General features: G+C 67.1%; 23 protein-coding genes. 14 read left to right on the top strand and 9 right to left on the bottom strand.

Annotated features, from left to right (window positions below):
• Nucleotides 1-1,593, bottom strand: coding sequence for a phospholipase D family protein (locus tag ACWV14_RS26395; RefSeq protein ID WP_454904489.1), 1,593 nt, complete (start codon nucleotides 1,591-1,593; stop codon nucleotides 1-3).
• Between the two features lie 179 nt (nucleotides 1,594-1,772).
• Between ACWV14_RS26395 and ACWV14_RS26390 the strand changes: the two genes are divergently transcribed.
• The 4 genes from ACWV14_RS26390 (at nucleotide 1,773) to ACWV14_RS26375 (ending at nucleotide 7,452) form a co-directional block, all read left to right on the top strand.
• Nucleotides 1,773-3,893, top strand: a complete 2,121-nt coding sequence (locus ACWV14_RS26390) for a TonB-dependent siderophore receptor (protein ID WP_454904488.1) — start codon at nucleotides 1,773-1,775, stop codon at nucleotides 3,891-3,893.
• Between the two features lie 30 nt (nucleotides 3,894-3,923).
• Nucleotides 3,924-5,072: a PepSY-associated TM helix domain-containing protein gene (locus tag ACWV14_RS26385; protein WP_454904487.1), complete on the top strand. Its 1,149-nt coding sequence runs from the start codon at nucleotides 3,924-3,926 to the stop codon at nucleotides 5,070-5,072.
• A complete protein-coding gene (locus tag ACWV14_RS26380) occupies nucleotides 5,069-5,257 on the top strand; it encodes a hypothetical protein (RefSeq protein WP_454904486.1) in 189 nt (62 codons plus the stop codon). The genes ACWV14_RS26385 and ACWV14_RS26380 overlap by 4 nt, the downstream gene beginning before the upstream one ends.
• A gap of 74 nt (nucleotides 5,258-5,331) precedes the next feature.
• Nucleotides 5,332-7,452 carry a TonB-dependent receptor domain-containing protein gene (locus ACWV14_RS26375; RefSeq protein WP_454904485.1) on the top strand — a complete coding sequence of 707 codons (2,121 nt, stop codon included), beginning with the start codon at nucleotides 5,332-5,334 and terminating at the stop codon, nucleotides 7,450-7,452.
• Between the two features lie 305 nt (nucleotides 7,453-7,757).
• Here the strand turns inward: ACWV14_RS26375 and ACWV14_RS26370 are convergent, their stop codons facing one another.
• From ACWV14_RS26370 to ACWV14_RS26360, 3 genes are read right to left on the bottom strand one after another with little or no spacing between them, the layout of a single operon-like run.
• Nucleotides 7,758-8,636 (bottom strand): ABC transporter permease, encoded by an 879-nt coding sequence (locus ACWV14_RS26370; RefSeq protein ID WP_454904484.1) that lies wholly within the window; start codon nucleotides 8,634-8,636, stop codon nucleotides 7,758-7,760.
• A gap of 20 nt (nucleotides 8,637-8,656) precedes the next feature.
• Nucleotides 8,657-9,472 carry an ABC transporter ATP-binding protein gene (locus ACWV14_RS26365; RefSeq protein ID WP_422088087.1) on the bottom strand — a complete coding sequence of 272 codons (816 nt, stop codon included), beginning with the start codon at nucleotides 9,470-9,472 and terminating at the stop codon, nucleotides 8,657-8,659.
• Nucleotides 9,473-9,474: 2 nt separating this feature from the next.
• Nucleotides 9,475-10,509, bottom strand: a complete 1,035-nt coding sequence (locus ACWV14_RS26360) for an ABC transporter substrate-binding protein (RefSeq protein ID WP_422088086.1) — start codon at nucleotides 10,507-10,509, stop codon at nucleotides 9,475-9,477.
• Nucleotides 10,510-10,683: 174 nt separating this feature from the next.
• Between ACWV14_RS26360 and ACWV14_RS26355 the strand changes: the two genes are divergently transcribed.
• Both ACWV14_RS26355 and ACWV14_RS26350 read left to right on the top strand, forming a co-directional pair.
• Nucleotides 10,684-11,358, top strand: coding sequence for a response regulator (locus ACWV14_RS26355; protein WP_454904483.1), 675 nt, complete (start codon nucleotides 10,684-10,686; stop codon nucleotides 11,356-11,358).
• Nucleotide 11,359: 1 nt separating this feature from the next.
• The gene (locus tag ACWV14_RS26350) at nucleotides 11,360-12,790 is read left to right on the top strand and encodes a sensor histidine kinase (protein WP_454904482.1); all 1,431 of its coding nucleotides are present in this window, start codon (nucleotides 11,360-11,362) and stop codon (nucleotides 12,788-12,790) included.
• Between the two features lie 23 nt (nucleotides 12,791-12,813).
• Here the strand turns inward: ACWV14_RS26350 and metK are convergent, their stop codons facing one another.
• Nucleotides 12,814-14,001 (bottom strand): methionine adenosyltransferase, encoded by a 1,188-nt coding sequence (gene metK / locus ACWV14_RS26345; RefSeq protein ID WP_454904481.1) that lies wholly within the window; start codon nucleotides 13,999-14,001, stop codon nucleotides 12,814-12,816.
• A 217-nt stretch (nucleotides 14,002-14,218) separates the two neighbouring features.
• On the opposite strand from metK, the gene ACWV14_RS26340 reads away from it, so the two are divergent.
• Nucleotides 14,219-15,109 (top strand): lysophospholipid acyltransferase family protein, encoded by an 891-nt coding sequence (locus tag ACWV14_RS26340; RefSeq protein ID WP_454904480.1) that lies wholly within the window; start codon nucleotides 14,219-14,221, stop codon nucleotides 15,107-15,109.
• On the top strand, nucleotides 15,106-15,990 hold the full coding sequence (locus ACWV14_RS26335; protein WP_454904479.1) for an LpxL/LpxP family acyltransferase: 885 nt from the start codon (nucleotides 15,106-15,108) through the stop codon (nucleotides 15,988-15,990). The genes ACWV14_RS26340 and ACWV14_RS26335 overlap by 4 nt, the downstream gene beginning before the upstream one ends.
• Here the strand turns inward: ACWV14_RS26335 and ACWV14_RS26330 are convergent.
• Both ACWV14_RS26330 and yihA read right to left on the bottom strand, forming a co-directional pair.
• On the bottom strand, nucleotides 15,984-16,898 hold the full coding sequence (locus tag ACWV14_RS26330) for an alpha/beta fold hydrolase (protein ID WP_454904478.1): 915 nt from the start codon (nucleotides 16,896-16,898) through the stop codon (nucleotides 15,984-15,986). The two genes, ACWV14_RS26335 and ACWV14_RS26330, sit on opposite strands and share 7 nt — an antisense overlap.
• Nucleotides 16,899-16,983: 85 nt before the next feature.
• The gene (yihA, locus tag ACWV14_RS26325) at nucleotides 16,984-17,724 is read right to left on the bottom strand and encodes a ribosome biogenesis GTP-binding protein YihA/YsxC (protein ID WP_454904477.1); all 741 of its coding nucleotides are present in this window, start codon (nucleotides 17,722-17,724) and stop codon (nucleotides 16,984-16,986) included.
• Between the two features lie 73 nt (nucleotides 17,725-17,797).
• Here yihA and ACWV14_RS26320 point away from each other — a divergent pair, with 73 nt between their 5' ends.
• The 5 genes from ACWV14_RS26320 (at nucleotide 17,798) to ACWV14_RS26300 (ending at nucleotide 23,920) form a co-directional block, all read left to right on the top strand.
• Nucleotides 17,798-18,481: a c-type cytochrome gene (locus ACWV14_RS26320; RefSeq protein ID WP_454904476.1), complete on the top strand. Its 684-nt coding sequence runs from the start codon at nucleotides 17,798-17,800 to the stop codon at nucleotides 18,479-18,481.
• 121 nt (nucleotides 18,482-18,602) lie between these two features.
• Nucleotides 18,603-20,774: a cytochrome c biogenesis protein ResB gene (locus ACWV14_RS26315; RefSeq protein WP_454904475.1), complete on the top strand. Its 2,172-nt coding sequence runs from the start codon at nucleotides 18,603-18,605 to the stop codon at nucleotides 20,772-20,774.
• Nucleotides 20,771-22,087 (top strand): c-type cytochrome biogenesis protein CcsB, encoded by a 1,317-nt coding sequence (gene ccsB / locus ACWV14_RS26310; RefSeq protein ID WP_454904474.1) that lies wholly within the window; start codon nucleotides 20,771-20,773, stop codon nucleotides 22,085-22,087. Before ACWV14_RS26315 ends, ccsB begins: the two co-directional genes overlap by 4 nt.
• Before the next feature lie 116 nt (nucleotides 22,088-22,203).
• A complete protein-coding gene (gene msrP, locus ACWV14_RS26305) occupies nucleotides 22,204-23,226 on the top strand; it encodes a protein-methionine-sulfoxide reductase catalytic subunit MsrP (protein ID WP_454904473.1) in 1,023 nt (340 codons plus the stop codon).
• 28 nt (nucleotides 23,227-23,254) lie between these two features.
• Nucleotides 23,255-23,920 (top strand): sulfite oxidase heme-binding subunit YedZ, encoded by a 666-nt coding sequence (locus ACWV14_RS26300; protein ID WP_454904472.1) that lies wholly within the window; start codon nucleotides 23,255-23,257, stop codon nucleotides 23,918-23,920.
• Between the two features lie 18 nt (nucleotides 23,921-23,938).
• Here ACWV14_RS26300 and lysA read toward each other — a convergent pair whose 3' ends face one another.
• A complete protein-coding gene (lysA, locus tag ACWV14_RS26295) occupies nucleotides 23,939-25,222 on the bottom strand; it encodes a diaminopimelate decarboxylase (protein ID WP_454904471.1) in 1,284 nt (427 codons plus the stop codon).
• Nucleotides 25,219-25,443 carry an LPS translocon maturation chaperone LptM gene (lptM, locus tag ACWV14_RS26290; RefSeq protein WP_422089075.1) on the bottom strand — a complete coding sequence of 75 codons (225 nt, stop codon included), beginning with the start codon at nucleotides 25,441-25,443 and terminating at the stop codon, nucleotides 25,219-25,221. The genes lysA and lptM overlap by 4 nt, the downstream gene beginning before the upstream one ends.
• A 63-nt stretch (nucleotides 25,444-25,506) precedes the next feature.
• Between lptM and cyaY the strand changes: the two genes are divergently transcribed.
• Nucleotides 25,507-25,839, top strand: coding sequence for an iron donor protein CyaY (gene cyaY / locus ACWV14_RS26285; protein WP_454904470.1), 333 nt, complete (start codon nucleotides 25,507-25,509; stop codon nucleotides 25,837-25,839).
• Nucleotides 25,840-25,842: the final 3 nt, after the last annotated feature.

Genomic DNA, 25,842 nt, shown 5'->3' with positions numbered 1-25,842 from the left:
CTAAAGCTGGTCGGTCGGCACGAACCAGGAGAACAGCAGCAGCTGCAGCCGGGTCAGCATGCTGGAGTCGGGCTCGCTGTCGAGCACTTCGTTGTCGACGTCGCCGGTGCCGACCCATTGCACGTTCTGGCCGTCGGGCTTGAGCGTGACGCGGTAGACGCCTTCGATGTCGTCGAGCTGGTAGGCGAAGAGCAGGGCCTGCGTGAGGTCGAAGCTGCGCACGCGCACGCCGAACTCGGTGTTCAGCCGGGCCGAGCGCGGGTCGAGGTTCATGGAGCCGAGCAGCACCCACTGGCGGTCCACCAGCGCCAGCTTGGCGTGCAGGCGGCCGCGGGCCTTCTTCAGCAGGTCGCGGAACTGGCCGCTGCGCCGCAGCTGCTGTGTGCTGACCTCGTACAGGTTCACGCCCAGCTTGAGCATGTCTACGCGGTAGCGGTTGTAGTTGATGTTGACCAGCGGCTCGTCGCTGTCGGCCAGCGAGTTGGTGATGACGGTGATGTTCACGCCATGCTCGCGGCCCATGCGGATGCGCTCCATGCCCTCGTCGCCCGGAATGAAGTAGGGCGAGATCACCACCACGTTCGACTGCGCCGTGGCCAGCATCTCGTGGAAGCGCTGCGCCAGCGATTCGGTGGGGTGCGCCATGACGCCCAGCGCCTTGTTCGGGCTGTCGGCAGAGGCGTTGGCCTCGGCGCGCATCCATTTCGCTTCGTCGATGTTGGCGAGCTGGGCGCCCAGGGGCAGGTCGCCGAGCAGGTCGGTGATGGGCAGCGGGCCGGGCGGCGGGGCGTTGGCGGGGGAGGTGGCGGCCTCGAAGTCGGCTTTCAGCGTTTCCGTCGAGCGGCTGGTGCTGGCGACCCGCTTCAGCGGGTAGACCACGTCGCTGTTCCAGTAGGTGTCGAAGATGGCCGCGGCCTCGGGCACGACCGGGCCGGCCAGCAGCAGCTCGAAGTCGATGAAGTTCGCGCTCTCGCTGCGCAGGAAATATTCGTCGGCGAGGTTGCGCCCGCCCGCAATGGCCATCGCGCCGTCGGCCACGAACAGCTTGTTGTGCATGCGGTGGTTGAGCCGGCGGAAGTCGGTGAAGAACTCCAGCCAGCGGCCCGAAGAATGGTCACGCGCATTGACGAAGGGATTGAACAGCCGCACTTCGGCATTGGGTTCGGCGGCCAGTCCGAGCAGCAGGCGGTCCATGCCGGCGGTGTAGAAGTCGTCGAGCAGCAGCCGCACGCGCACGCCGCGCCGCGCGGCATTGCGCAGCTCGCGCAGCAGCAGGCGGCCGGTCTTGTCGTTGCCGAGCTGGTAGGTCTGCACGTCGAGGGAGGACTGGGCGCGCCGCATCAGCTCGAGCCGCGCATCGAGCGCGTACGACGCCTCGATCAGCGGACGCATGCTCGTCAGGCCGTCCGGCGGCGTGTTCAGGGCAATGGCCGCGCGGCCGAGCTCCGTGGCCGGCGAGGCCGCGATGGATTTCACCGGCGGCTCGGGCGCGCGCGGCGGTAGGCCGGCGCAGCCGGTCAGTGCAAGGGCAATCAGCCACAGAGCCGGACCGCGCAGCGCGGGAAACAGAAAGGCAATGAGCTTGATGAGCATGGGGCCTGCCGACGCATGAGAGGAAGCGTGCGGGCGGCATCGTAGCCTTTCGGTCCCTTTTTCGAAGACGCAATTTCGCAACGCAACGCCCTTCGAGCCTGTTGGAAATTGGGCGACCCGGAACTTTTTGCCAATTAGAATAAGAATGATTCTTAATTGTGTCTTGGAACGGAGAAGGAATGTCGAGATTGGTAGCGCGGCGCAAGGCCGCATCGGTGCTGGTGGGGTGCCTGGCTATTTACACGCAGCATCAGGTGCTGGCCCAGACGGCGAATACGGGTTCCCTGCCGGAAGTGAGGGTGGACGCAAATGCCGAAGCCGAGACCGCGAAGACGTCCGTGATCGGCTACCGCGCAAAGAATGCGGTAACGGCCACCAAGACCGACACGCTGCTGGCCGAGACACCCCAGTCCGTGACCGTGGTCACGCGCGACCAGATGGTCGACCAGGGCGCCACCAACCTGCAGGACGCGCTCACCTACGCCGCCGGCGTGCGTTCCGACGCGTATGGCATCGATTCGCGCTCTGACAGCTTCTCGGTACGCGGCAGCGATCCCTCCATCTACCTCGACGGCCTGCAGACCTATTCCTCCGGCTGGTACACCGCCACGGCGCGACCCGACCCCTACACGCTGGAGCGCCTCGAAGTGCTGCGCGGGCCGGCCGGCATGCTATTCGGCGCAGGTACCGCGGGCGGCGTGGTCAACATGGTGAGCAAGCTGCCGCAGCAGCAGGCGTACCGCGAGGTGGGCGTGCAGCTCGGCTCCTTCGGACGCAAGCAGCTCCAGGCCGATTTCACCGGTCCGCTGACCGCCGACGGCGAGTGGTCGTACCGCCTTGTGGCATTGCAACGCAAGTCCGACACGCAGGTCGACTACGTGCCGGACGACCGCTCGCTCATCATGCCGTCGCTCACCTGGCGCCCCAGTGCCGCGACCTCGCTGACGCTGCAGGCCCTTTGGCAGAAGGACAAGACCGGCAGCACCTCGCAGTTCTTCCCCTGGCAGGGCACCATCCTGCCGAACGTCAACGGCCCGCTGTCGTCCAGCCGCTTCATCGGCGAGCCGGGCGATGGCTACGACACCGAGCGCAAGACCTTCGGCTGGCAGTTCGAGCACAAGTTCAACGAGCGCTGGGCCTTCAGGCAGAACTTCCGCGCATCGCGCACCTTCAACGACTCGCACTACCACTACGCCGATTCTTTCTCCGTGCCCGGCGGCTGGTCGCTCGACCCGGCCGGCCAACGCCTGCTCGGCCGCTACAACGACAAGTCGCTGGCATGGACCAGCATGAGCGGCATCGACAACCATGTCGAAGGCCATTTCGATACCGGTGCGCTGCGCCACACGCTGCTGGTGGGCGCGGAGTATTCGCGCCAGCGCCAGGACAAGACCGAGGGCTCCGTCTACAGCACCATCGACGCCTACGCGCCGGTCTATGGCGTCGGCTACGTGCCGGTCACCGAGCTGACGCGCAAGCCGCGCACCACCCAGCGCAATGCCGGTGTCTACGTGCAGGACCAGATGAAGCTGGACAACTGGATCTTCGTGGCCGGCCTGCGCTACGACCGCAGCACTGCCGGCACCGCGGGCAGCGCCTCGGAAACGACCAGCGCAACCTCGCGCCGGTTGGGCGTGATGTACACGCTGCCCTCGGGCTGGTCGCCTTACCTTAGCTATACCGAATCCTTCACGCCCCAGGGCGGCACGAACGCCGAGGGCAACCTGTTCAAGCCGCTGCGTGGCGAGCAGGTGGAGGCCGGCGTCAAGTACCAGCCCGCCGGCTCGGCGACGAGCTTCACCGCGTCGGTCTTCTCGCTGAAGGAAAAGAACCGCCTCGTCTCCGACAGCACCAACCCGAACTACGGCCGGCAGGTCGACGCGACGAAGAACAAGGGCGTGGAGCTCGAGCTCAAGACGACGCTGGCGCGTGACTTCGACCTCATCGCCAACTACACCAACATCGACGTCGACGCCAAGCTCACCGAGCAGCCGCGCAACCAGGCCTCGGTATGGGGCAAGTACCGCTTCTCCATCGCCGGGGTGCCGGGCTTCTCCGCCGGCGCCGGCGTGCGCTACATGAGCGGCTTCACCGACGTGGACGGCACCAGCGCCGGGCCGCGCGTGCCCTCGGTGACCCTGCTCGACCTGATGCTGGCCTACGAGTCGGCCAGGTGGCGGTACGCGCTGAACATCAACAACGCGACCGACAAGACCTACTTCAGCACCTGCCTGTCGCGCGGCGACTGCTGGTATGGCGCGCGCCGCAATGTCGTCGCGAGCGCCACCTATCGCTTCTAGTTGCCACCCTTCGAGCAAAGCCACCACGCCATGAACAGCCGAACGATCAAGACCTGGGCCTGGGTGCACAAGTGGAGCAGCCTCGTGTGCACCGTGTTCATGCTGCTGCTGTGCGTCACGGGCCTGCCGCTGATCTTCCACCACGAGATCGGGCACCTGCTCGGCACCGAGGTAGAGGCGCCGAAGATGCCGGCGGACACGCCGCGCATCAGCCTCGACCGCGTGCTCGAGATCGCCAAGGCCAAACACCCCGATCGCGTGGTGCAGTTCGCCTCGCAGCCCGAGGACGACGACGGCCTGTGGTTCGTCACGCTCACGCCCACGCCGGCGCCAACGGACGACTTCAAGTCGGTCGCGGTCGACGCGCGCACGGGCGCCGTGCTCGCCCAGCCCAAGTTCGACGAGGGCTTCATGTACGTGATGTTCAAGCTGCACGTCGACCTGTTCGCCGGGTTGCCGGGCAAGCTGTTCCTCGGCTTCATGGGCTTGCTGCTGCTGGTGGCCATCGTCTCTGGCGTGGTGCTCTATTCGCCGTTCATGCGCAAGCTCGAATTCGGCGCGGTGCGGCGCGACAAGCGCCCGCGCCTGAAGTGGCTCGACCTGCACAACCTGCTGGGCGTGGTCACGCTGGTGTGGCTGTTCGTGGTGGGCTCCACCGGCATGATCAACACATGGGCCGACCTGCTCATCAAGTACTGGCAGTACGACCAGCTCAGCGCGCTGCTCGCGCCATACAAGAACGAGCCGGTGGTGGCGGTGTCGCAGCGCGGCTCGGTGCAAAGTTCGATGGAAGCCGCGCTGCAGCGCGCGCCGGGCATGAAGCTGTCGTTCATCGCGTTCCCGGGCACCTCATTCTCGAGCCCGCACCACAACACATTCTTCCTGCGCGGCAACGAGCCGTTCAGTTCGAAGCTGTTCCAGCCGGTGCTGGTCGACGCCAAGACCGCCGAGGTCACCGCGGCGCCCAGGCTGCCCTGGTACCTCACGGCGCTGCTGGTGTCTCAGCCGCTGCACTTCGGCGACTACGGCGGCATGCCGATGCAGATCCTCTGGGCGCTGCTCGACATCGCGACCATCATCGTGCTGGGCAGCGGCCTGTACCTGTGGCTCAAGCGCGGCAACGCCGCACCCGCCGCGCAGCCCCCCGACACCGCCGCGGCAATGAAGGCCCAGGCATGAAACATCGACACGGCTTCTGGCGCATGTGGGGCTGGCCGGTCGTGCTCGGCCTGCTCACGACACTGGGCCTGGTCTCCGCGCTCTTCAGCGACGGCGGTTTCGGCGACGTCGTTGCCTGGATCGCGTTGGGCGTTCCGGTGGTCGTGTGTGTCTGGTTCGGCTGGCTGCGTTCTCACGATCGCTAGAACGCCCGGCTCGCGCTGGCACCCGGTGAAAGCCTGAGGTCGCAGGCGGGCGGCATGGCCCCAGAATGGGCGCGATGAAACTCTCGCCCGTTGCCGCCGCCGTTGCCTGCCTGTTGCTTCACGCCCCGTTGCCTGCCGATGCGCAGGAAGCGGCGCCGGGCGCGCTGCGCGAGATCACGGTTTCCACGCCGCGCGGCGAGGTGGCGCCGTTCAACGTGCCCGGTTCGGTGGACCGGGTCGACGGCGACGAAATGCGCGACAGCCGCCTGCAGGTCAATCTCTCCGACAGCCTGGGCGCCGTGCCCGGGCTGCAGGTGCAGAACCGGCAGAACTACGCACAAGACCTGCAACTCTCCATTCGCGGCTTCGGCGCGCGCTCCACCTTCGGCGTGCGCGGCGTGCGGCTGTACGTCGACGGCATTCCCGCCACCTTGCCCGACGGGCAGGGCCAGACCTCGAACATCGACATCGGCTCGGTGGACCGTGTCGAGGTCTTGCGTGGACCGTTCTCCGCGCTCTACGGCAATTCTTCCGGCGGCGTGGTGCAGGCCTTCACTGCATCGGGCGAGGGGGCGCCACGGCTGGCGTATTCGCTTGCGGGCGGTAGCTTCGGCACCTGGCGGCAGTCGCTGCAGCTCAGCGGCTCGCAGGGCGCGGTCGACTACATGCTCGATGCCAGCCGCTTCCACACCGACGGCTGGCGCGAGCACAGCGCCGCGCGGCGCGACATCGCCAACGGCAAGCTGGGCGTTGCGCTGGACAACGGCGACAAGCTCACGCTGGTCATGAACAGCGTGCGCATCGATGCGCAAGACCCGCTCGGCCTCACGGCCGACCAGTACGCGCTGGCGCCGCGCAACGCGCCGCTCGCCACCCAGTACAACACGCGCAAGACGGTCGAGCAGACGCAGGCCGGACTGCTCTACGAGCGGCGCATCGACGCCACCCAGGCGCTGCGCCTCATGGTCTATGGCGGGGAGCGCAAGACAACGCAGTACCAGTCGATTCCGCCGTCGGCGCAGCAGAACCCGCTGCATGCGGGCGGCGTGATCGACCTGTCGCGGCGGTACGGCGGCATCGACCTGCGCTGGAGCGCCGCGCTGCAGCTTGCAGACCGGCCACTCGACGTGGTCGCCGGGCTGGGCTACGACAACCTGCGCGAAAAGCGGCGCGGCTACGAGAACTACCTGGGCCCGCTCGCGAACCCGGTCCTCGGCGTGCAGGGGCGCCTGCGCCGCAACGAGCTCAACACCGTCTGGAACCTCGACCCCTACGCGCAGGCGACATGGCGTCTTGCCGAGCGCTGGACGCTCGAGGCCGGCGTGCGCCGCAGCAGCGTGCACTTCGATTCGCAGGACCGCTACATCATCGGTACCAACCGCGACGACAGTGGCAGCGCGCGCTACAGCAAGACCTTGCCCGTGGCGTCGCTGCGCTACCAGGCCACGCTCGACCTCGCGCTGTACGGCTCCGTCGGCCGCGGCTTCGAGACGCCGACGCTCAACGAACTGTCGTACCGCGCGAATGGCGCCAGCGGCCTCAACTTCGCGCTGCGGCCGTCGGTGAACGACAGCTTGGAGGTCGGCGCCAAGGCCCGGCTCGCGGGCGGCTTGCTCACTGCGGCGCTGTTCCAGACCCGCACGCGCGACGAGATCGTGACCGACACCAACGTCGGCGGCCGAGCGACTTTCCAGAACGCGGGCCGCACCAGGCGCAACGGCTTCGAGCTGGGCTGGCAGCACGAGACAGCCAGCCATTGGCGCACGCAACTGGCCTACACATTGCTGGACGCGACCTACCGCGATGCTTTCTGCTCGCCGTCGCCTTGCGGCACTGGCAATACCGTGGCGGCGGGCAACCGCATTCCGGGCATCGCGAGGCAATCGCTGTTCGCGTCGCTGGGCTGGGTGCCGCCCGAGGGCTGGCGTGCCGGCGCGGAAGTGCGCGCGCTCGGGCGCATCCTGGCCAACGACGTCAACACCGCCGTGGCCTCGGGCTATGCGGTCGCGGCCGTCTATGCCGGCTACCTGAAGAAGTGGGAGCGCTGGGAGTTCAACGCCTTCGCGCGCGTCGACAACCTGTTCGACCGCCGCTACGTAGGCTCGGTGATCGTCAATGAAGGCAACGGGCGTTTCTACGAACCGGCGCTGAGCCGGAACTGGACCGTGGGGTTGAGCGGCGCCTATCGGTTCTGACCGTGACGCGATCCCGCCGACGGGGTACTCTGCTCCGCGAATGTCCCCCGGCCTGCGGCCTCCTCCTTTATTTCGCTGCGCAGAGCACCCCATCGTCGTGATCGTTCAGAGCACTGGCTGGTCGAACGGAACAAGCGCTGCCTCCATGTGCGAAGGGCGCCGGGTAGCTCCCGCAGCGAAATAAAGGAGGAGGGCGAAGCCCGGGGGACATTCGCGGAGGGAGCTACCCGGTGGCCTTCGCACGCGCCCCGAAAAAAAACGGCGGGCAACAAGCCCGCCGTTTTCGCCATAGCGAATGGAGAAAATCAGAACGCAGCGGGCCGCCACTTCAACAGCCGCTTCTCCAGCGAACTGAGCAGGAAATCGGCCGCCAGCGCAACCACAGCCAGAACGATCATCGCCGCGAACACACCGCTGGCGTTGAACGCGCCCTGGGCCGTGGAGATCAGCAGGCCGATGCCTTCCTTCGCGCCGAGGAACTCGCCCACCACCGCCCCCACCAGCGCAAAGCCGAAGCTCACGTGCAGGCTTGCCAGGATCCACGACATCGCCGACGGAATCACCACCGACATCGTCACCTGCCGCGGCGAAGCACCGAGGATCTGTGCGTTCGCGATCATGTACTTGTCGGCTTCCCGCACACCCTGGAAGGCATTGCCGAACACCACGAAGAACACCATCACCACCGCCAGCGCCACCTTCGAGGCCATGCCCAGGCCCAGCGCGATAACGAAAATCGAGCCCAGCACCACGCGCGGAATCGAGTTGGCAATCTGGATGTAGAGGCTGAACACATCCGACAGCAGCTTGTTGCGGCCCAGCACGATGCCGCACAGCACGCCGGCGATCGAGCCGATCAGGAAGCCGATCACCGTTTCCTCGAGCGTCACCGCCACCTGCATCCACAGCGAGCCTTGCGAGGTGCCGTCGCGCATCCACTCCACCAGCTGGTCGTAGATCATCGAAGGCATCGAATAGAAGAACGGGTCGATCCACTTCAGGCGCGCCGCAATCTCCCAGCCGCCGAGCGCGATCACCAGCACGGCCAGCCGCAGCCCGATGATCATGCGGCGGCGGCCGCGGATGGCCGCCTGCGCGACCTCGGATTCGCGCGCCAGCGCGGCGTCGCTGAGCGACGAGGGCAGCACCGCTGCCGCTGGGGTGGTGGTGGAGGGCGTCGTCATGGTTCTTGTCGTCGTTGTGTTCACTGGATCACCACTTCTTCGCGCAGGTCGTCCCAGATGCGCTTCGAGAGCTCGATGAACTGCGGGTCGTAGCGCACTTCGGACATGACGCGCGGGCGCGGCAGGTCGATCTCGTACACGCGCTTGAGCGTGGCGGGGCGCGCCGACAGCACGAACACGCGGTCGGCCAGCGCAATCGCTTCTTCCAGGTCGTGCGTGACGAACACCACGCTGCCGCCGTTGCCCGACCACAGCTGCAGCAGCTCGTCCTGCATCAGCGTGCGGGTCTGCATGTCGAGCGCCGAGAAGGGCTCGTCCATCAGCAGGATCTCGGGGTTGTTGATGAAGGTCTGCGCCAGCGCCACGCGCTTGCGCATGCCGCCCGACAACTGGTGCGGGTAGTGCTTGCCGAACTTCGAGAGGCCCACGCGATGGATCCACTCCTGCGCCAGATCCATCGCTTCCTTCTTCGGCTTGCCGCGGAAGATCGGGCCGGCGGCCACGTTGTCTTCCACGCTGCGCCAAGGGAACACCGCATCGGCCTGGAACACGAAGCCGATGCGCGGATCGACGCCGGTCACGGGCTTGCCCATCACCTTCACGTCGCCCACGGTGGGCTTGAGCAGGCCGGTGATCATGTTCAGCGTGGTCGACTTGCCGCAGCCCGTGGGCCCGACGATGGCGACGAACTCGCCGCGCGCCACCGACATGCTGAAGTTGCGCAGCGCCACTGTGGCGTTGCCGTCCTGCGAGATGAAGCGCAGCGAGACGTCGTTGAAGTCGATCGCCGAGGTCACGGCGCTGCCGTTGCTGCTGGGGGGTGTTCCGTTGCGCATGGTCACTTCGCCGCCGCTGCCGCCAGGTAGGCGTTGGTGTAGGTCTTCGACAGGTCGATGTTCTTGCTCTTGACCAGCGGCTTGTAGGTGGCGAGCACCTTCAGCACGGTCTCGGGGCCGCCGGCGGGCATCTTGGCGTCGGTGGTGAACATCGGCAGCGAGGCCTTCAGCGCCTCGACGTACAGCGCCTTGTCGTTGCCGTAGTAGTCGCGCGGCACCTTCTCGGCGATCTCTTCGGCGCTGTGGGTGTGGATGTATTCCATGGTGCGGGCGAAGGCGCGGGCCAGCTTGGTGGCCTCGGCCTTGTGCGACTCGGCCCAGGTGTTCTGCACGTACAGGCTGGCCGCGGGGTAGAGGCCGCCCAGCGCCTTGATGGTGTCGGGCTCGGTGCGCAGGTCGACCAGCACCTTGGCGTCGCCGGTCTTGAGCATCTGCGACACGGTGGGCTCGGTGGTCATGCCGGCCTGGATGCGGTCCTGCTTCATGGCCGCGATGAAGGTGTTGCCGGCGCCCACGGGCAGCAGCGAGTAGTCCTTCGAGGCCACGCCGGCGCGGTCGGCCAGGTAGCGCGTGAGGAAGTCGGTGGAAGAGCCCAGGCCGGTCACGCCCAGCGTCTTGCCGCCCTTGGCGTCGGCCATGGTCTTGAAGCCGGCAGCTGCAGCCTTGGTCGAGACCAGTTCGACTTCGCCCGGCACCTTGCAGAACACGGCGATGGCCTGGATTTCCTTGCCCTTGCTCTGCAGGTCGATGGTGTGGTCGTAGAAGCCCACCACGCCCTGCACGGCGCCGGCGATCAGCTGGTTCTCCGCGTCCACGCCGGCCGGCTGCGACTGCAGCTCGACATTCAGGCCTTCGTCCTTGAAGTAACCCAGTGCGTCGGTGAGCTTGGCCGGCAGGTAGATGATCTTGTTGATGCCGCCCACCATGATGGTGATGGGCGCATCGGCGGCCTGCGCGAGCGGCGCGGTGGCGGCAAGGGCGGTGCACAGGGCGGCGGCCAGCAGGGTGCGGCGGGTGGCGAGCGTCGACAGGGACATGATGTCTCTCCGTATTGGTATTGAATTGGAAGTCCGCGCACATCTGCCGCAGGACGGGGCCAGTCTAGGAAGCGGCGTCTTTCGGCCAGCTTTCGGCCGCCTGCATGATTTGTCATGGTTATCCCTAGGACTTGCCGATGCTTCCTAGAATCCACGGCCACCACCCCCGACCCCATGAAGCTGCTGCTCATCGAAGACAACCCGCAACTCGCGCACTGGCTCTCCAGCCTGCTGCGCGAGCAGGAGTTCGTGGTCGACCATGTGGACAACGGCGACGCCGCCGACCGCCTGCTGACGCAGACGGCCTACGACGTGGTGCTGCTCGACCTGAACATCCCGCAGCTCTCCGGCAAGGCCGTGCTGCGCAGGCTGCGCGAGCGCGGCGACACGGTGCCGGTGATCATCCTCACGGCCACGGCGTCGCTCGACCAGAAGGTGCTGTGCCTGGAGATCGGCGCCGACGACTACCTCGTCAAGCCCTTCGAGATCCGCGAGCTGGTGGCGCGCATCAAGGTGCTGGTGCGCCGGCAGATGCCCGGCAAGGCCAACGACATCGCCTGCGGCGACCTGCGCTACGACCTGCGCACGCGGCAGTTCGCGCTGGCCGGCGAAGAGCTGTCGCTGCCGCCGCGCGAACGCACGCTGCTGGAAACGCTGATGCTGAAGGCCGGCAGCACCGTATCCAAGCAGGCGCTGATCGACGCGATGTTCGGCCTGGACGACGAGCCCAGCGCGGATGCGGTCGACATCTACATCCACCGGCTGCGCAAGAAGCTCGAGGCGAGCCAGGCGACGATCATCACGCTGCGCGGCGTGGGCTACCTGCTGCGCACGCGCCAGGAAGATTAGGGTGCCCAGGCGCGCCAGCCTTCGCCTGCGCCTTGCGCTGTGGCTGCTGCTGCCGATGTCGGTGTTCGTGGCCATCTGCGGATACCTCAACTGGCGCAACGCCGCGGAGGTGGCCGACTATGTGCAGGACCACGACCTGCTGTCCTCGGCCAAGGTGCTGTCGGACCGCCTGATCTGGGAAGACGAGGACGTGAAGGCCAGCGTGCCGCCGTCGGCGCTGAGCCTGTTCGTGTCGCCCGAGCGCGACCGCGTGTTCCTCAGCGTGACGGGCGCCAACGGCGAGGTGCTGGCCGGCTCGGCCGACTTTCCGCTGCCCGCCGTGCGCAAGCCCGAGGGAATCGACCGGGCGCAGTGGTACGACACCCACTTCGCCGGCGTGCCGCTGCGCGCCGTGGTCACCACGCGCGCGATGTACGAGGCCGGCGGCGCGCGCGACATCACCATCGCCGTCGGCAAGACCGAAGGCAGCCGCGACCACATGCTGCGCACGCTCTGGTGGCCGTCGATGGAGTATCTGCTGGTTGCGCTGGCGCTTTCCATCGCGCTGGCCGTGGCGGCGTTGACGCTCGAGCTGCGCCCCATCGTGCGGCTGAGCCAGCAGCTCGCGCAGCGCGACCCGCTGCACCTCGACCTGGTGGTGGACCCCGGCGCATTGCACTCCGAGCTGCGGCCGGTGGCCGACACCATCAACCGCTTCGTGGCGCAGCTCAAGGCCCACTCCGAGGCGCAGCGGCGCTTCATTGCCGACGCGGCGCACCAGCTTCGCACGCCGCTGGCCATGCAGGCATCGCAGATCGAGTTCGCGCGCTACACGCGGCAGCACCGCGGCGAATGGGACACGCGCCGCGCCGATATGGACGCGATGTGGCAAGAGATGCAGACCAGCAACCGCCGGCTGGTCGACGTGACGAACAAGCTGCTGCTGCTGGCGCAGGCCGAGCACGGCGATGCGCACACGCGGCTGGAGCCGGTCGACCTTGCGGCCGTGGCGCTGCGCTGCGTCGAGCAGCTCGCGGCGCTGGCGGACCGTCGCGGCATCGACCTGGGTCTGGAGTCGGAGGCCGGGCCGGGCGAGGCCGTCGTGCAGGCCCAGCCGGCGTTGCTCGATGCGCTGGCCACGAACCTGCTGGACAACGCCTTGCGTTACACGCAGGAAGGCGGCCGGGTGACGGTCGGCGTGCGGAAGGTGGAAGGCATGGTCGAGCTGACCGTGGAAGACAACGGCCCCGGCATTCCAGCCGAGGCGCGCGAGCGCGTGTTCGAGCGCTTCTACCGGGTGTCGCAGGACACCGAGGGAACGGGCCTGGGGCTGGCCATCGTGCGGGAGATCGCGCGGGCCTTCGATGCGAACGTGGACCTGGCAGCCAATCCGCGCGAGGCGCGGGGGCTGCTGGTCACGGTGCGTTTTCCTTCAACTGCTGCCGCCGCCTGAAGAAGCGGCGGCCGGGGCTCTGATCAGCCCTTGATGCCGGCGGCTGCGCGCAGGGCCGCGGCCTGGTTGGTCGCTTCCCAGGTGAACTCGGGCTCTTCGCGGCCGAAGTGGCCGTAGGCGGCGGTCTTCTGGTAGATCGGGCGCAGCAGGTCGAGCATCTGGATGATGCCCTTCGGGCGCAGGTCGAAATGTTCGCGCACGAGTTCGGCGATCTTCTCGTCGGGGATCACGCCGGTGCCTTCGGTGTAGACCGTGATGTTCATCGGCTGTGCCACGCCGATGGCGTACGCCACCTGGATCTGGCACTGGCGCGCCAGGCCGGCGGCCACGATGTTCTTGGCCACATAGCGCGCGGCGTAGGCGGCCGAGCGGTCGACCTTCGACGGGTCCTTGCCCGAGAACGCACCACCGCCGTGCGGGCAGGCGCCGCCGTAGGTGTCGACGATGATCTTTCGGCCGGTGAGGCCGCAGTCGCCTTGCGGGCCGCCGATAACGAAACGGCCGGTGGGGTTGATCAGGTAGCGCGTGTCCTTGAGCCACTCCTTGGGCAGCACCGGCTTGATGATTTCTTCGATGATGGCTTCGTTGAACGAAGCCTTCATCTTGGTCGGCGTCTCGCTCTGGTCGGGGCTGTGCTGGGTGGAGAGCACCACGGTGTCGATGCTGTGCGGCTTGCCGTCCACGTAGCGCATCGTGACCTGGCTCTTGGCGTCGGGGCGCAGGAAGGGCAGGCGGCCGTCCTTGCGCAGCTGGGCCTGGCGCTCGACGAGGCGGTGCGCGTAGTAGATGGGCGCGGGCATCAGCTCGGGCGTTTCGTCGCAGGCGTAGCCGAACATCAGGCCCTGGTCGCCGGCGCCGGTGTTCAGGTGGTCGTCCGACGCGTGGTCCACGCCCTGGGCGATGTCGTTGGACTGCTTGTCGTAGCAGACCATCACGGCGCAACCCTTGTAGTCGATGCCGTAGTCGGTGTTGTCGTAGCCGATGCGCTTGATGGTGTCGCGCGCGACCTGGATGTAGTCGACGTGCGCGTTGGTCGTGATTTCGCCGGCCAGCACCACGAGGCCGGTGTTGGTCAGTGTCTCGGCGGCCACGCGGCTTCGGGGGTCCTGCTCGAAGATCGCGTCCAGGATGGCATCCGAGATCTGGTCGGCGACCTTGTCGGGGTGGCCTTCGGAGACGGATTCGGAAGTGAAGAGGAAATCGTTCGCCATTTGTTCAAAACTCCTTGAAGTGACTTGGCGCGTTGCCAACTCTGCGGAGCCCTGGCGAACGCTTTAGCAGATGCCGGCGGACCGGCGGGGCACAATCGCCTTCGCGCTTGTGTTTGTCGCCCTGCAAGTTGTTCCGTAACTCGGCGACAATTTGGATTCTATTCGAGCCGCGCCTACCATGCGCGCGCGTCCGTTTTTTGACCCCCTCCCGTTTTCAATGATCACCCTGTTTCGCCTGCTTGCCCGCTTGCCGATGCCGTTGATGCATCGCCTCGGCGCCATGCTGGGCTGGCTGGTCTGGTGGTGCGCGCCGGGCTACCGCCGCCGCTTCAAGGCCAATGCCGAGAGCGCGGGTTTCGCCCCCGGCCAATACCGCCCCGCCATCGCCGCCGCCGGCAAGATGGCCTCCGAGCTGCCCTGGCTCTGGCTGCGCCCGCATGGCCAGACCGTGCTGGACCGCGTGGTGCGCTGGGAAGGCGTGGAAGCCTTCGAAGCCGCCATGCAGGCCAAGAAAGGCGTGATCCTCGTCGCGCCGCACCTCGGCAGCTGGGAAATGTGCGGCCAGGCCATCGGCGAGCGCTTCCTGGCGGCCTACGGGCCCATCACGGCGCTGTTCCGTCCGGCGCGCAAGAAATGGATGGCCGACCTGATCGCCGCAGGCTCGCGCGACCGGCCCGGCCTGCAGACGCTTCCTACCAACAACAGCGGCGTGCGCGGCCTGATCCGCACCCTGCGCGGCGGCGGCTACACCGGTATCCTGCCCGACCAGGTGCCGCCGCTGGGACAAGGCGTCTGGGCGCCGTTCCTGGGCCGCCCCGCCTACACCATGACCTTGCTTCCCCGCCTCGCGCAACAGACCGGCGCGGCCTGTTTCCTCAGCGTCTGCGAGCGCCTGCCCAAGGGCGCCGGCTACGTGATCCGCTTCGAGCCGATCGTCGGCACCGCGCTGACCGACCCCTCCGCCTCCATCGAGGAGGCCGCCGCGGCCATGAACGACGGCATCGGCCGGCTGATCCACAGCCTGCCCGGCCAGTACGTGTGGGACTACGCCCGCTACAAGGAGCCGCGCGCCGAGCGCGTGGCCGCCGCCACCGGGGAGGCCGCATGAGCTTCGGTTCCCGGCTCGGCATCGGCTTCATGCGCGCGATCGCGCCGCTGCCCCTGCCGCTGGTGCGCGGCTTCGGCGCGTTCCTCGGACGCATCCTGCACACCGTCGCCGTGCCGCGGCGGCGCGTGGTCGACACCAACCTCGCGGTCTGCTTCCCCGAGAAGTCGGAGGCCGAGCGCCGCGCCATCGCGCGCGAGACCTTCGTCTTCGTGGCGCAGTCGTGGCTCGACCGCGGCTGGCTCTGGCATGCCCCCGAGAAGGTGGTGGCGAGCCGGCTCAAGGTGGTCGGCGCGGCTTCGGAGATCCGCGAGATCGCCGAGGGCGACGCGCCGATGATCCTGTTCGCGCCGCACTTCTACGGCCTCGATGCCGCGGCCACCGCGCTGACCATGCACACGGCGCGCCCCTCGGCCACCATCTACACGACCCAGCGCGACCCGATGGTCGATGCCTGGATCCGCGAAGGCCGCACGCGCTTCGGCGACGTGGCGGCGCTCAACCGGGTGGACGGCATCAAGCCCGTGCTGCAGGGCCTGCGCAAGGGCGGCCTGCTGTACCTGCTGCCCGACATGGACTTCGGCCGCGACCAGACCATCTTCGTGCCGTTCTACGGCGTGCAGGCTGCCACCGTGCCTTCGCTGTCGCGCTTTGCGCGGCTGGGCAAGGCCAAGGTGGTGCCGGTGGTGTCGAAGCTCACGCGGGACGGCTACGAAATACAGGTGCTGCCGACCTGGCAGAACTTTCCGACCGACGACGTCGAGGCCGACACGGCGCTCATGAACGAGCGCCTGCAGGGCTACATCGACACGATGCCTTCCCAGTACTACTGGGTGCACCGCCGCTTCAAGACCCGCCCGGAGGGCGAGCCGCCTATTTACTGAGCACGCTTCAGGAAGCCTTCGATCTCGCGGGCGACCAGTTGCGGTTGCTCGTGCACGATCCAGTGGGTCGCGTTCGGCACTTTCTTGATCTCGAGCTTCGGCACATAGTCCTCCAGCCCCTCGAGCAGGCCGGGCAGCAACGCCGCATCGTCGAGCGCCCAGAACACGAAGGTCGGCACATCCACCGTGAGCCGTTCGCGCGGCAGCACCGGAATGCCGTCGATGGTCTGGCCCGGCAGCGGCGGCTTCATCGGGGTCACGCGGTAGAGATTGCAGGCGCCCGTGAGGCCCGCGCCCCAGACTTCGCGGTACTTCTGCTTCACCTCTTCGGTGAGCCAGCCGAAGCCGTCGGGGCCGGCCTTCATCAGCGTGAAGAAGGGCCACATGCGCTTGAAGTCGTCGGCCGCGAGCAGTGCCTCGGCATCGGGGCGCGCGAGGAAGTTCATGTAGGCGCTGGCTTGCTGCTGCGCCGCGCTGTTGCGCAGTTCGCGGGTGAAGGTGCCCGGGTGCGGCGAATTGATGATGACCAGCTTGCCGACCTGCTGCGGGAAGGCGTTGGCGTAGCCCCAGCCGAAGGCGCCGCCCCAGTCGTGGGCCACCAGCGCGGCCATGGTGCCGTCGGCGCTCTCGGTGGCGACGAGCTGCTGGATGTCCTGGATCAGAAGGTGGGGCTTGTAGGCCGCCACATCGGTCGGCGCGCTCGACTTCTCGAAGCCGCGCAGGTTGGGCGCCACGCAGCGGTAGCCGCCGTGGGCGGGGTCCGCGAAGTATTCGAGCAGTTCGTCCCAGATGAACGCGGCCTCCGGAAAGCCGTGCAGGAACACCATCAGCGGCCGGCCCGGCTCGCCGGTGGCGCGGCAGCTCAGGCTGGTGCCGTTGGGCAGGCTGCGTTGGAATGTCTCGATCATGCTTCTTGTCTCCTTGGGTTGACTGTCGCTATTTTTTTGATAGTGAACTACGCAGACGGGACGCCCGGTGCAGCCTGTTTCCGGGTCAGGCCTCCGGCGATGGCGCGGGGGGCTCCGGCGGCGCCTCGCCGCCTTCCGGGTGCACCCAGCGCCACAGCAGCTCGGCGGCCTCGCCGACGCCCTGCTTCTTCAGCGCGGAGAACAGTTTCACCTCGCCGCCGCCGGCGTTCAGTCGCGTAATCGACAGCACCTTGGCGGCTTCGCTGCGCGTGAGCTTGTCGGACTTGGTCAGCAGCACCAGGAACTTCAGGCCCTGCTCCACGCGCGGGCGGATCACGTCGAGCAGGATCTCGTCGAGTTCGGTCAGGCCGTGGCGCGGATCGCACATCAGCACCACGCCGCGCAGGCTCTCGCGCGTCATCAGGTAGTTGCCCATGACGCGCTGCCAGCGCAGCTTGGCCTCGCGCGGCACGGCCGCATAGCCGTAGCCGGGCAGGTCGGCCAGCACCGCGTCGTCGACCTTCTGCTTGCCGATGCCGAACAGGTTGATGTGCTGCGTGCGGCCCGGCGTCTTGGAGGCGAAGGCCAGGCGCGTCTGCTGCGTCAGAGTGTTGATGGCGGTCGACTTGCCCGCGTTGGAGCGGCCGACGAAGGCGATCTCGGGCAGGTCTACAGGGGGGAGGTGCTCCAGCTGCGGAGCGCTGGTGAGGAAGTGGGCGGTGTGCAGCCAGCCGAGCGCAACGCGCTCTCGTTCGGCGACCTGGGGGTCCGCGGCGGGCGCCGCGCGGGGAGGATAGGCAGCGGGCTTGGCGCGCGGGGAGGGCATCTACGGACTTTCGAAACTAGACCCACATTGTAGAATCGTGAGGTTTTGCGCCAATAAATTCGAAGCCCCCGATATGAAGTTGTTTGCCAATATTCTGCTTGCAGCCCTCGTGGGCATCGCATCCAGCGTGAGTTTTGCAGCCGATGAACACGCCGCGGCTGCTCCGGTTGCGGCGCCGGCCAAACCGGCCAAGCCGGACCCCGCCAAGGGGGACACGCTGTTCAGCGCGAGCACGCCCACGGTCCAGAGCTGTGCTTCGTGCCACAACGCCGACGGCAACTCGACCATCGCCGCCAACCCCAAGCTGGCGCAACAACACCCCGAATACATCCTCAAGCAGCTGCAGGACTTCAAGTCCGGCAAGCGCAAGAACAGCGTCATGAGCCCCATGGCGGCCAACCTCAGCGACCAGGACATGCGCGACATCGCCTGGTTCGTGGCCTCCAAGAAGATCAAGACCGGCTTCTCGAAGAGCAAGGACACCGTTGCCCTGGGCGAGAAGATCTACCGCGGCGGCATCGGCGAGCGCTCCATTCCCGCCTGCGCCGGCTGCCACAGCCCCAACGGCGCCGGCCTGCCCGCCCAATACCCGCGCCTGGGCGGCCAGAACGCCGACTACACCATGGCCCAGCTCAAGGCCTTCCGCGGCGACGGCACCCCCGTTCGCACCAACAGCGGCCCCATGACCGGTGTCGCCGCCAAGCTCAACGACCGCGAAATCGCCGCCGTGGCCGACTACATTGCCGGCCTGCGCTGATGACGACGCGCTCCAGAGCGTGAACTAACCGCCGACAACAACCCCAAACAAAGGGCGGGCCGATCCAGAAGGATGGCCCGCCCTTTTGCTTTTCTCCCGTCTTCCCTTACCTTTCGCCCCGATGTCCGTCTCCACCCATGGCCTTCGCGTTCATCGCGGCCCGCAAATGCTTCGCGCGGCGGTGGAGCTGCTGTCGTCGATGCGCTTCGCGATCGCGCTGCTCACCGTCATCTGCATCGCGTCGATCATCGGCACCGTGCTCAAGCAGCACGAGCCGATCAACAACTACATCAACCAGTTCGGGCCCTTCTGGGCCGAGCTGTTCCGCGCGGCGCGGCTCGACACGGTCTACAGCGCCTGGTGGTTCATGCTGATCCTGCTGTTCCTGGTGATCAGCACTTCGCTGTGCGTCGCGCGCAACACGCCGCGCATCCTGGTCGACCTCAAGACCTTCAAGGAAGACATCCGTGCGCAGAGCCTGAAGGCCTTCGGCCAGCGCGCCGAGAACCGCCTGGGCGAAACGCCGGAGGCCGCTGCCAATCGCATCGGGCAACTGCTGGTGAGCGGCGGCTGGAAGGTCAAGCTGCAGCAGCGCGAGGCCACCAATGGCAGCCGCCCGACCGGCGCGGGCTGGATGGTCGCGGCGCGTGCCGGCGGTGCCCACAAGCTGGGCTACATCGCGGCCCACAGCGCGATCGTGCTGGTGTGCATCGGCGGCCTGCTGGACGGCGACCTCATCGTGCGCGCGCAGACCTGGTTCAACGGCAAGAGCGTGTTCACCGGTGGCGGCATGATCGCCGACGTGGCGCCCGAGCACCGCCTGTCGGCCAGCAACCCGACCTTCCGCGGCAACATCCTCGTGCCCGAGGGCGGGCAGGGCAGCGTGGCCATCCTCAACCAGGCCGACGGCGTGCTGCTGCAGGAGCTGCCGTTCTCCATCGAACTGAAGAAGTTCATCGTCGACTACTACTCGACCGGCATGCCCAAGCTGTTTGCCAGCGAAGTGGTGCTGCACGACCGCGAAACCGGCGAGCAGGTGCCCGCGCGCATCGAGGTCAACCACCCGGCCAGCTACAAGGGCGTGGAGATCTACCAGTCGAGCTTCGACGACGGCGGCTCCAAGGTGAAGCTCAAGGCGGTGCCGATGGCGGCCGCGGCCAAGCCTTTCGAGGTCGAGGGCATCATCGGCGGCCCGAGCACCGAAATCACCAACGGCAAGGACAAGCTCACGCTCGAATACGCCGCGCTGCGCGTGATCAACGTCGAGAACTTCGCCGACGCCGGCGCCATGAGCAGCGGCGCCGACGTGCGCAAGGTCGACCTGCGCCACGACATCGAGTCGCGCCTGGGCGCGGCCAACAAGGTCAACAAGCCGAAGGTGCTGCGCAACATCGGCCCGAGCATCGGCTACAAGCTGCGCGACGCCGCCGGGCAGGCACGCGAGTACCAGAACTACATGGTGCCGGTCGACACCGGCGATGGCCAGCCGGTGTTCCTGCTCGGCATGCGCGAGAAGCCCGAAGACCCGTTCCGCTACCTGCGCGTGCCGGCCGACGAGCAGGGCTCCATGGACGGGTTCGTGCGCATGCGCGCCGCGCTCGCCGACCCCGACATCCGCGCGCGCGCCATCGAGCGCTACATCGCCAAGGCCACCGACCCGAAGCGCCCCGAAATGGCCGAGCAGCTGCGGGTGTCGGCCACCCGCGCGCTGGCGCTGTTCTCGGGCAGCGAGCGCGCCAGGCCGGACGCCACCACCGTGGGCGGCTGGCAGGCGATCGCGGAGTTCATGGAAGTCAACGTGCCCGAGGCCGAGCGCGAGCGCGCGGGTGGCGTGCTGGTGCGCATCCTCAACGACGTGCTGTTCGAGGTGCTCAACCTGAGCCGCGAGGGCGCTGGCCTGGCCGTGCTGCCGAACGACGAGAAGTCGCAGGCCTACCTCACGCAGGCCGTGCTGGCCATCAGCGACGCGCACTTCTACCCGGCCCCGGTCGCGATGATGATGACCGACTTCACCCAGGTGCAGGCCAGCGTGTTCCAGGTGGCGCGCGCCCCTGGCAAGAACGTCGTCTATCTGGGCTGCCTGTTGCTGATCATCGGGATTTTTGCCATGCTGTACGTGCGCGAACGGCGCCTCTGGGTGTGGCTGACGCCCGATGGCAGCGCGGCCGACGGCGCCACGACCGCCACGATGGCGTTCTCGGTCAATCGCAAGACCATGGACAGCGACCGCGAATTCGAGCACCTCAAGCACAAGCTGCTCGCCCTGAAAAAGACGGAACCCGAGACAACATGAACACCACGACCCTCACGCTCAATGAAAGCTGGCTCTCGCGCCGCAACCTGTTCGATTGGGTGTTCGCGGCGCTGGTGCTGGCGGGCGGCCTGTTCGCGTTCACGCGCTATGCGGGGTCGATGGACTACTACGAGAAGCCGATCCTCGCCGCCGCTGTGATCGCGATGATCGCCATCGGCTGGTTCTGGCGGCCGCTGCGCGTGCTGGCCATCGTGGTGGCCGCCGCATCGCTGCTGGCCATCAGCTCGTACCAGGGCGACCTCGCGCGCGCCGACACGGTGTTCTGGCTCAAATACTTCCTGTCGAGCCAGTCGGCCATCCTGTGGATGAGCGTGCTGTTCTTCATGAGCACGCTGTTCTACTGGCTCGGCTTCTTCGGCGGCAAGCAGTCCGACACCTTCGACATGATCGGCTCGCGCCTCGCCTGGGCCGCCGTGACGATGGCGCTGATCGGCACCATGGTGCGCTGGTACGAGAGCCACCAGCTCGGCCCGGACATCGGACACATCCCGGTGAGCAACCTGTACGAGGTGTTCGTGCTGTTCTGCTGGCTCACCGCGGCGTTCTATCTGTACTTCGAAGAGCGCTACAACACGCGTGCGCTCGGCGCCTTCGTGATGCTGGTCGTCAGCGCGGCGGTCGGCTTCCTGCTCTGGTACACCATCGTGCGCGAGGCGCACGAAATCCAGCCGCTGGTACCCGCATTGCAGAGTTGGTGGATGAAGCTGCACGTGCCGGCCAACTTCATCGGCTACGGTACCTTCTCGCTGGCGGCCATGGTGGCCTTCGCGTATCTGATCAAGGAACAGGCCGACGAGAAGCGCTGGTACAAGCTCACGCCGATCTGGCTGCTGGGCGTGGCGCTGTGCTTCGTGCCCGTGGCCTTCCGCCAGCGCGTGCAGGAAGCGGGCGGCAGCTACTGGGTGGTCTATGCGGGCATCTCGGCGCTGATTGCCGCTGGCATCCTGCTGGGGCGCAAGCGCATCGCGGCGCGGCTGCCTGCCAACGAGGTGCTCGACGACGTCATGTACAAGTCGATCACGGTCGGCTTCGCCTTCTTCACCATCGCCACCGTGCTCGGTGCCCTTTGGGCCGCCGACGCCTGGGGCGGCTACTGGAGCTGGGACCCGAAGGAAACCTGGGCGCTGATCGTCTGGCTCAACTACGCGGCTTGGCTGCACATGCGGCTCGTGAAGGGGCTGCGCGGCACGGTGGCGGCATGGTGGGCGCTGGGCGGCCTGGCAGTCACGACCTTCGCCTTCCTCGGCGTCAACATGTTCCTGAGCGGCCTGCACAGCTACGGAACGCTGTAGGCGCAAGCCCGCAGTCTTTCGCGAAGAATTGAAACCGCGCGCCGTGCCGGCGCGTAACCAAATCGGGGCTGGTCACGAACTACCCTGAGCACAACGATTCCAGCGAAAGGCTTGCCATGTCGTTTCATTCCCGTCCGCTTCGCCGCCACAGCAGCGACGACAACGGCTTCATCCACCCGGTGCCGAGTGATATCACGCCGCGCGCTGCATACGAGAGCCGGCGCGACATGCTGAAACTCATGGCCGGCGGCGCTGCGGGCGCGGCTCTGGCGAGCTTCGCTGCGCGCGAGGCATGGGCCCAGACGGCGGGTCCGGGCAAGCTCGCGGCGCTGCCGGGCGCCAAATCGGCCGTGCCGGGTGCCATGTCCATGGACAAGCTCACCGACTACAAGGACGCCTCCACCTACAACAACTTCTACGAGTTCGGCACCGACAAGGCCGACCCGGCCAAGAATGCCGGCACGCTCAAGACCCGGCCTTGGACGGTGGAGGTCGAGGGCCTGGTCAAGAAGCCGGGCAAGTACGGCATCGAAGACCTGCTCAAGCTCAGCGCGCAGGAAGAGCGCATCTACCGCCTGCGTTGCGTCGAAGGCTGGTCGATGGTGATTCCGTGGGTCGGCTACTCGCTGGCCGAGCTGATCAAGAAGGTTGAACCGCAGGGCAATGCCAAGTTCGTCGAGTTCGTGACACTGGCCGACCCCAAGACCATGCCCTTCGTCGGCTCGCGTGTGCTCGACTGGCCCTACACCGAAGGCCTGCGCATGGACGAGGCGATGCATCCGCTCACGCTGCTGGCCTTCGGCATGTACGGCGAGGTGCTGCCCAATCAGAACGGCGCACCGGTGCGGCTGGTGGTGCCCTGGAAATACGGTTTCAAGTCGGCCAAGTCGATCGTCAAGATCCGCTTCGTCGAAAAGGAGCCGAGCACGGCCTGGAACAAGGCGGCGGCCAACGAATACGGCTTCTATTCGAACGTGAATCCGAACGTCGACCACCCACGCTGGAGCCAGGCCACCGAGCGCCGCATCGGCGACGGCGGCGGCCTGTTCGCCAAGCGGCGCAAGACCGAGATGTTCAACGGCTACGAAGCCCAGGTCGGCCAGCTCTATGCGGGCATGGACCTGAAGAAGAACTACTGAGCCTGCTTCGTCGTCCGGCCGTTGCCACATGAACAAGCTGCTCATGCATCCGGCCACCAAGCCGGTCATCTTCCTGCTGTGCCTGCTGCCGTTCGCGCGGCTGGCCTATGGTGCATTCACCGACGGGCTCGGCGCCAACCCGGCCGAGTTCCTGATCCGCGCCACGGGCGACTGGACGCTGCGCTTCATCTGCATCGTGCTGGCCGTGACGCCGCTGCGCGTGATGAGCAAGTGGAATGCGCTCGCGCGCTATCGCCGCATGCTGGGCCTGTTCGCGTACTTCTACGTGGTGCTGCACCTGCTGTGCTACAGCTGGTTCGACATGGGCTTCGAGTGGGGCGACATCGTCAAGGACATCGCGAAGCGGCCGTTCATCCTGGTGGGATTCACCGCCTTCGTGCTGTTGACGCCGCTGGCCGCCACCTCGTTCAACCGCGCGATCAAGGCGATGGGTGCGAAGCGCTGGCAGATGCTGCACAAGCTGGTGTATGTGATCGCGGGGCTCGGCCTGCTGCACTTCTTCTGGATGCGCGCGGGCAAGAACAACTTCGCCGAAGTGTTTGTCTACGTGGCGATCATCGGGGTGCTGCTTGCATGGCGCGTGTGGGACTTCGCGAGCAAGCGGAAGGCAAGTGCCGCAGCCGCAGGGGCGGGCGCGGCGCGCGGCGGCAACAAGCCGCTGCGCACCGGCTGACCGCCGGGCGAGGAAAGATCAGCCGTCGATCTCGGCGCGCAGCTGGTCTTCCATCGTCTCGCGACGGCGGATCAGCTTTGCGGTCGCGCCGCTCACCAGCACTTCTGCGGCACGGCCGCGCGTGTTGTAGTTGCTGGACATGCTCATGCAATACGCGCCGGCCGACAGCACGGCGAGCAGGTCTCCTGCCACCACGTTGAGCGCGCGGTCGCGGCCGATCCAGTCGCCGCTTTCGCAGACCGGGCCGACCACGTCGTAGACCGGTGCGTCGCCGGCGCGGGTGCGCACCGGCACGATGCGCTGGAATGCCTGGTACATCGCGGGCCGCGGCAGGTCGTTCATGGCCGCGTCGATGATGCAGAAGTTCTTGTCTTCACCGGGCTTGGTGTAGAGCACCTCGGTCACGCACACGCCCGCGTTGCCGACCAGCGAGCGGCCGGGTTCGATGACCAGCTTGCGCCGGCCGAAGCCGCGGGCGTCCAGCTTGGCGAGCAACTGCTGCCAGAGCGCATCGGCCTTGGGCGGCACTTCGCCGTTGTAGTCGATGCCCAGGCCGCCGCCGAAGTCCAGGTGATGGATCGGCACGCCGGCCGCCTCGATGGCTTCGACGAGGTCCAGCACGCGGTCGCAGGCGTCGAGGTAGGGTGAGGCTTCGGTGATCTGCGAACCGATGTGGCAGTCGATGCCGACCACCTCGAGGCCCGGCAGCCTCGCGGCGTGGCGGTAAGCCTCGACCGCGCGGTCATGCGCGATGCCGAACTTGTTGCCCTTGAGGCCGGTGGAAATGTACGGGTGCGTCTTCGGATCGACGTTCGGATTGATGCGGATGCTGATCGGCGCGCGCTTGCCTTCGGCGGCAGCCACTTCGCTGAGCACGTCGAGCTCGGCCTCGCTCTCGACGTTGAAGCAGGCGATGCCGGCCGCGAGGGCCTGGCGCATCTCGGCGCGCGTCTTGCCGACGCCCGAGAAGATGATCTTCTTCGGATCGGAGCCGACCGCCAGCACGCGCGACAGCTCGCCACCCGAGACGATGTCGAACCCGCAGCCTGCCTCGGCGAACACGCGCAGCACGCCGAGTGACGAGTTGGCCTTCATGGCGTAGCAGATGAGCGCATCGCGACCCTCGAAGCCGCGCTGGTAGGCGGCCAGGGCGTCGAGCATCCATTGCTTCGAGTAGACGAAGAGGGGGGTGCCGTGCTCGCGGGCCAGCGCGTCGAGCGCGACGCCTTCGACGTGCAGTGCGCCGTCGCGCTCAGCGATGTGGGGTTGGCCGGGCAGGGGGGACGAGACGCTGCCGGTCATTTGCGGGTTCCGGTGCTGTCGTTGCTGTCGGTGGTGGTTCCGCTGGCCGGGGTGGCCGGCGCGGGAGCGGTGGTTGTGCTCGACGAAGAACCCGATCCGCCCGGAGTCAGCAACTGGGGCAACGTGGCCCGTTGGACGGCCGCGGGATCGGTCGGGAGGTACAGGGCTCCCTTCTGGCCGCAAGCGGCCAGACCGGTGGTGGCTGCGGCGAGGCAGACCATGAGCGCAGCGCGGACGCGGGTGCTCACTAGAATTTGGCGAACGTTCAACATAGCGAAATTGTAATGACCGACATTGAGTACATGGACCGCGCCGAAGCCGCGCTCGCCGCCATCGAGGAGAGCTGCGATCGCATCAATGACGCGACCGATGCCGACATCGACAACCAGAGGGTTGGCGGGATGATCACGATTTCATTCCAGAACGGTAGCCAGTTGATCGTGAATCTGCAGAAGCCCCTGCAGGAAATCTGGTTGGCCGCGCGTTCGGGCGGCTATCACTACCGGCACGACGGCAAGGCCTGGGTCGACACCAAGACCGGCGAAGAGCTCTTCGGCAATCTCTCGCGCGAAGCGACCCTTCAGGCCGGACAGCCGCTGGAATTCGCGGCTGCCTGACCT

The organism is Variovorax durovernensis, assembly GCF_977011995.1.
This window is presented reverse-complemented; position numbering and strand designations above follow the sequence as displayed.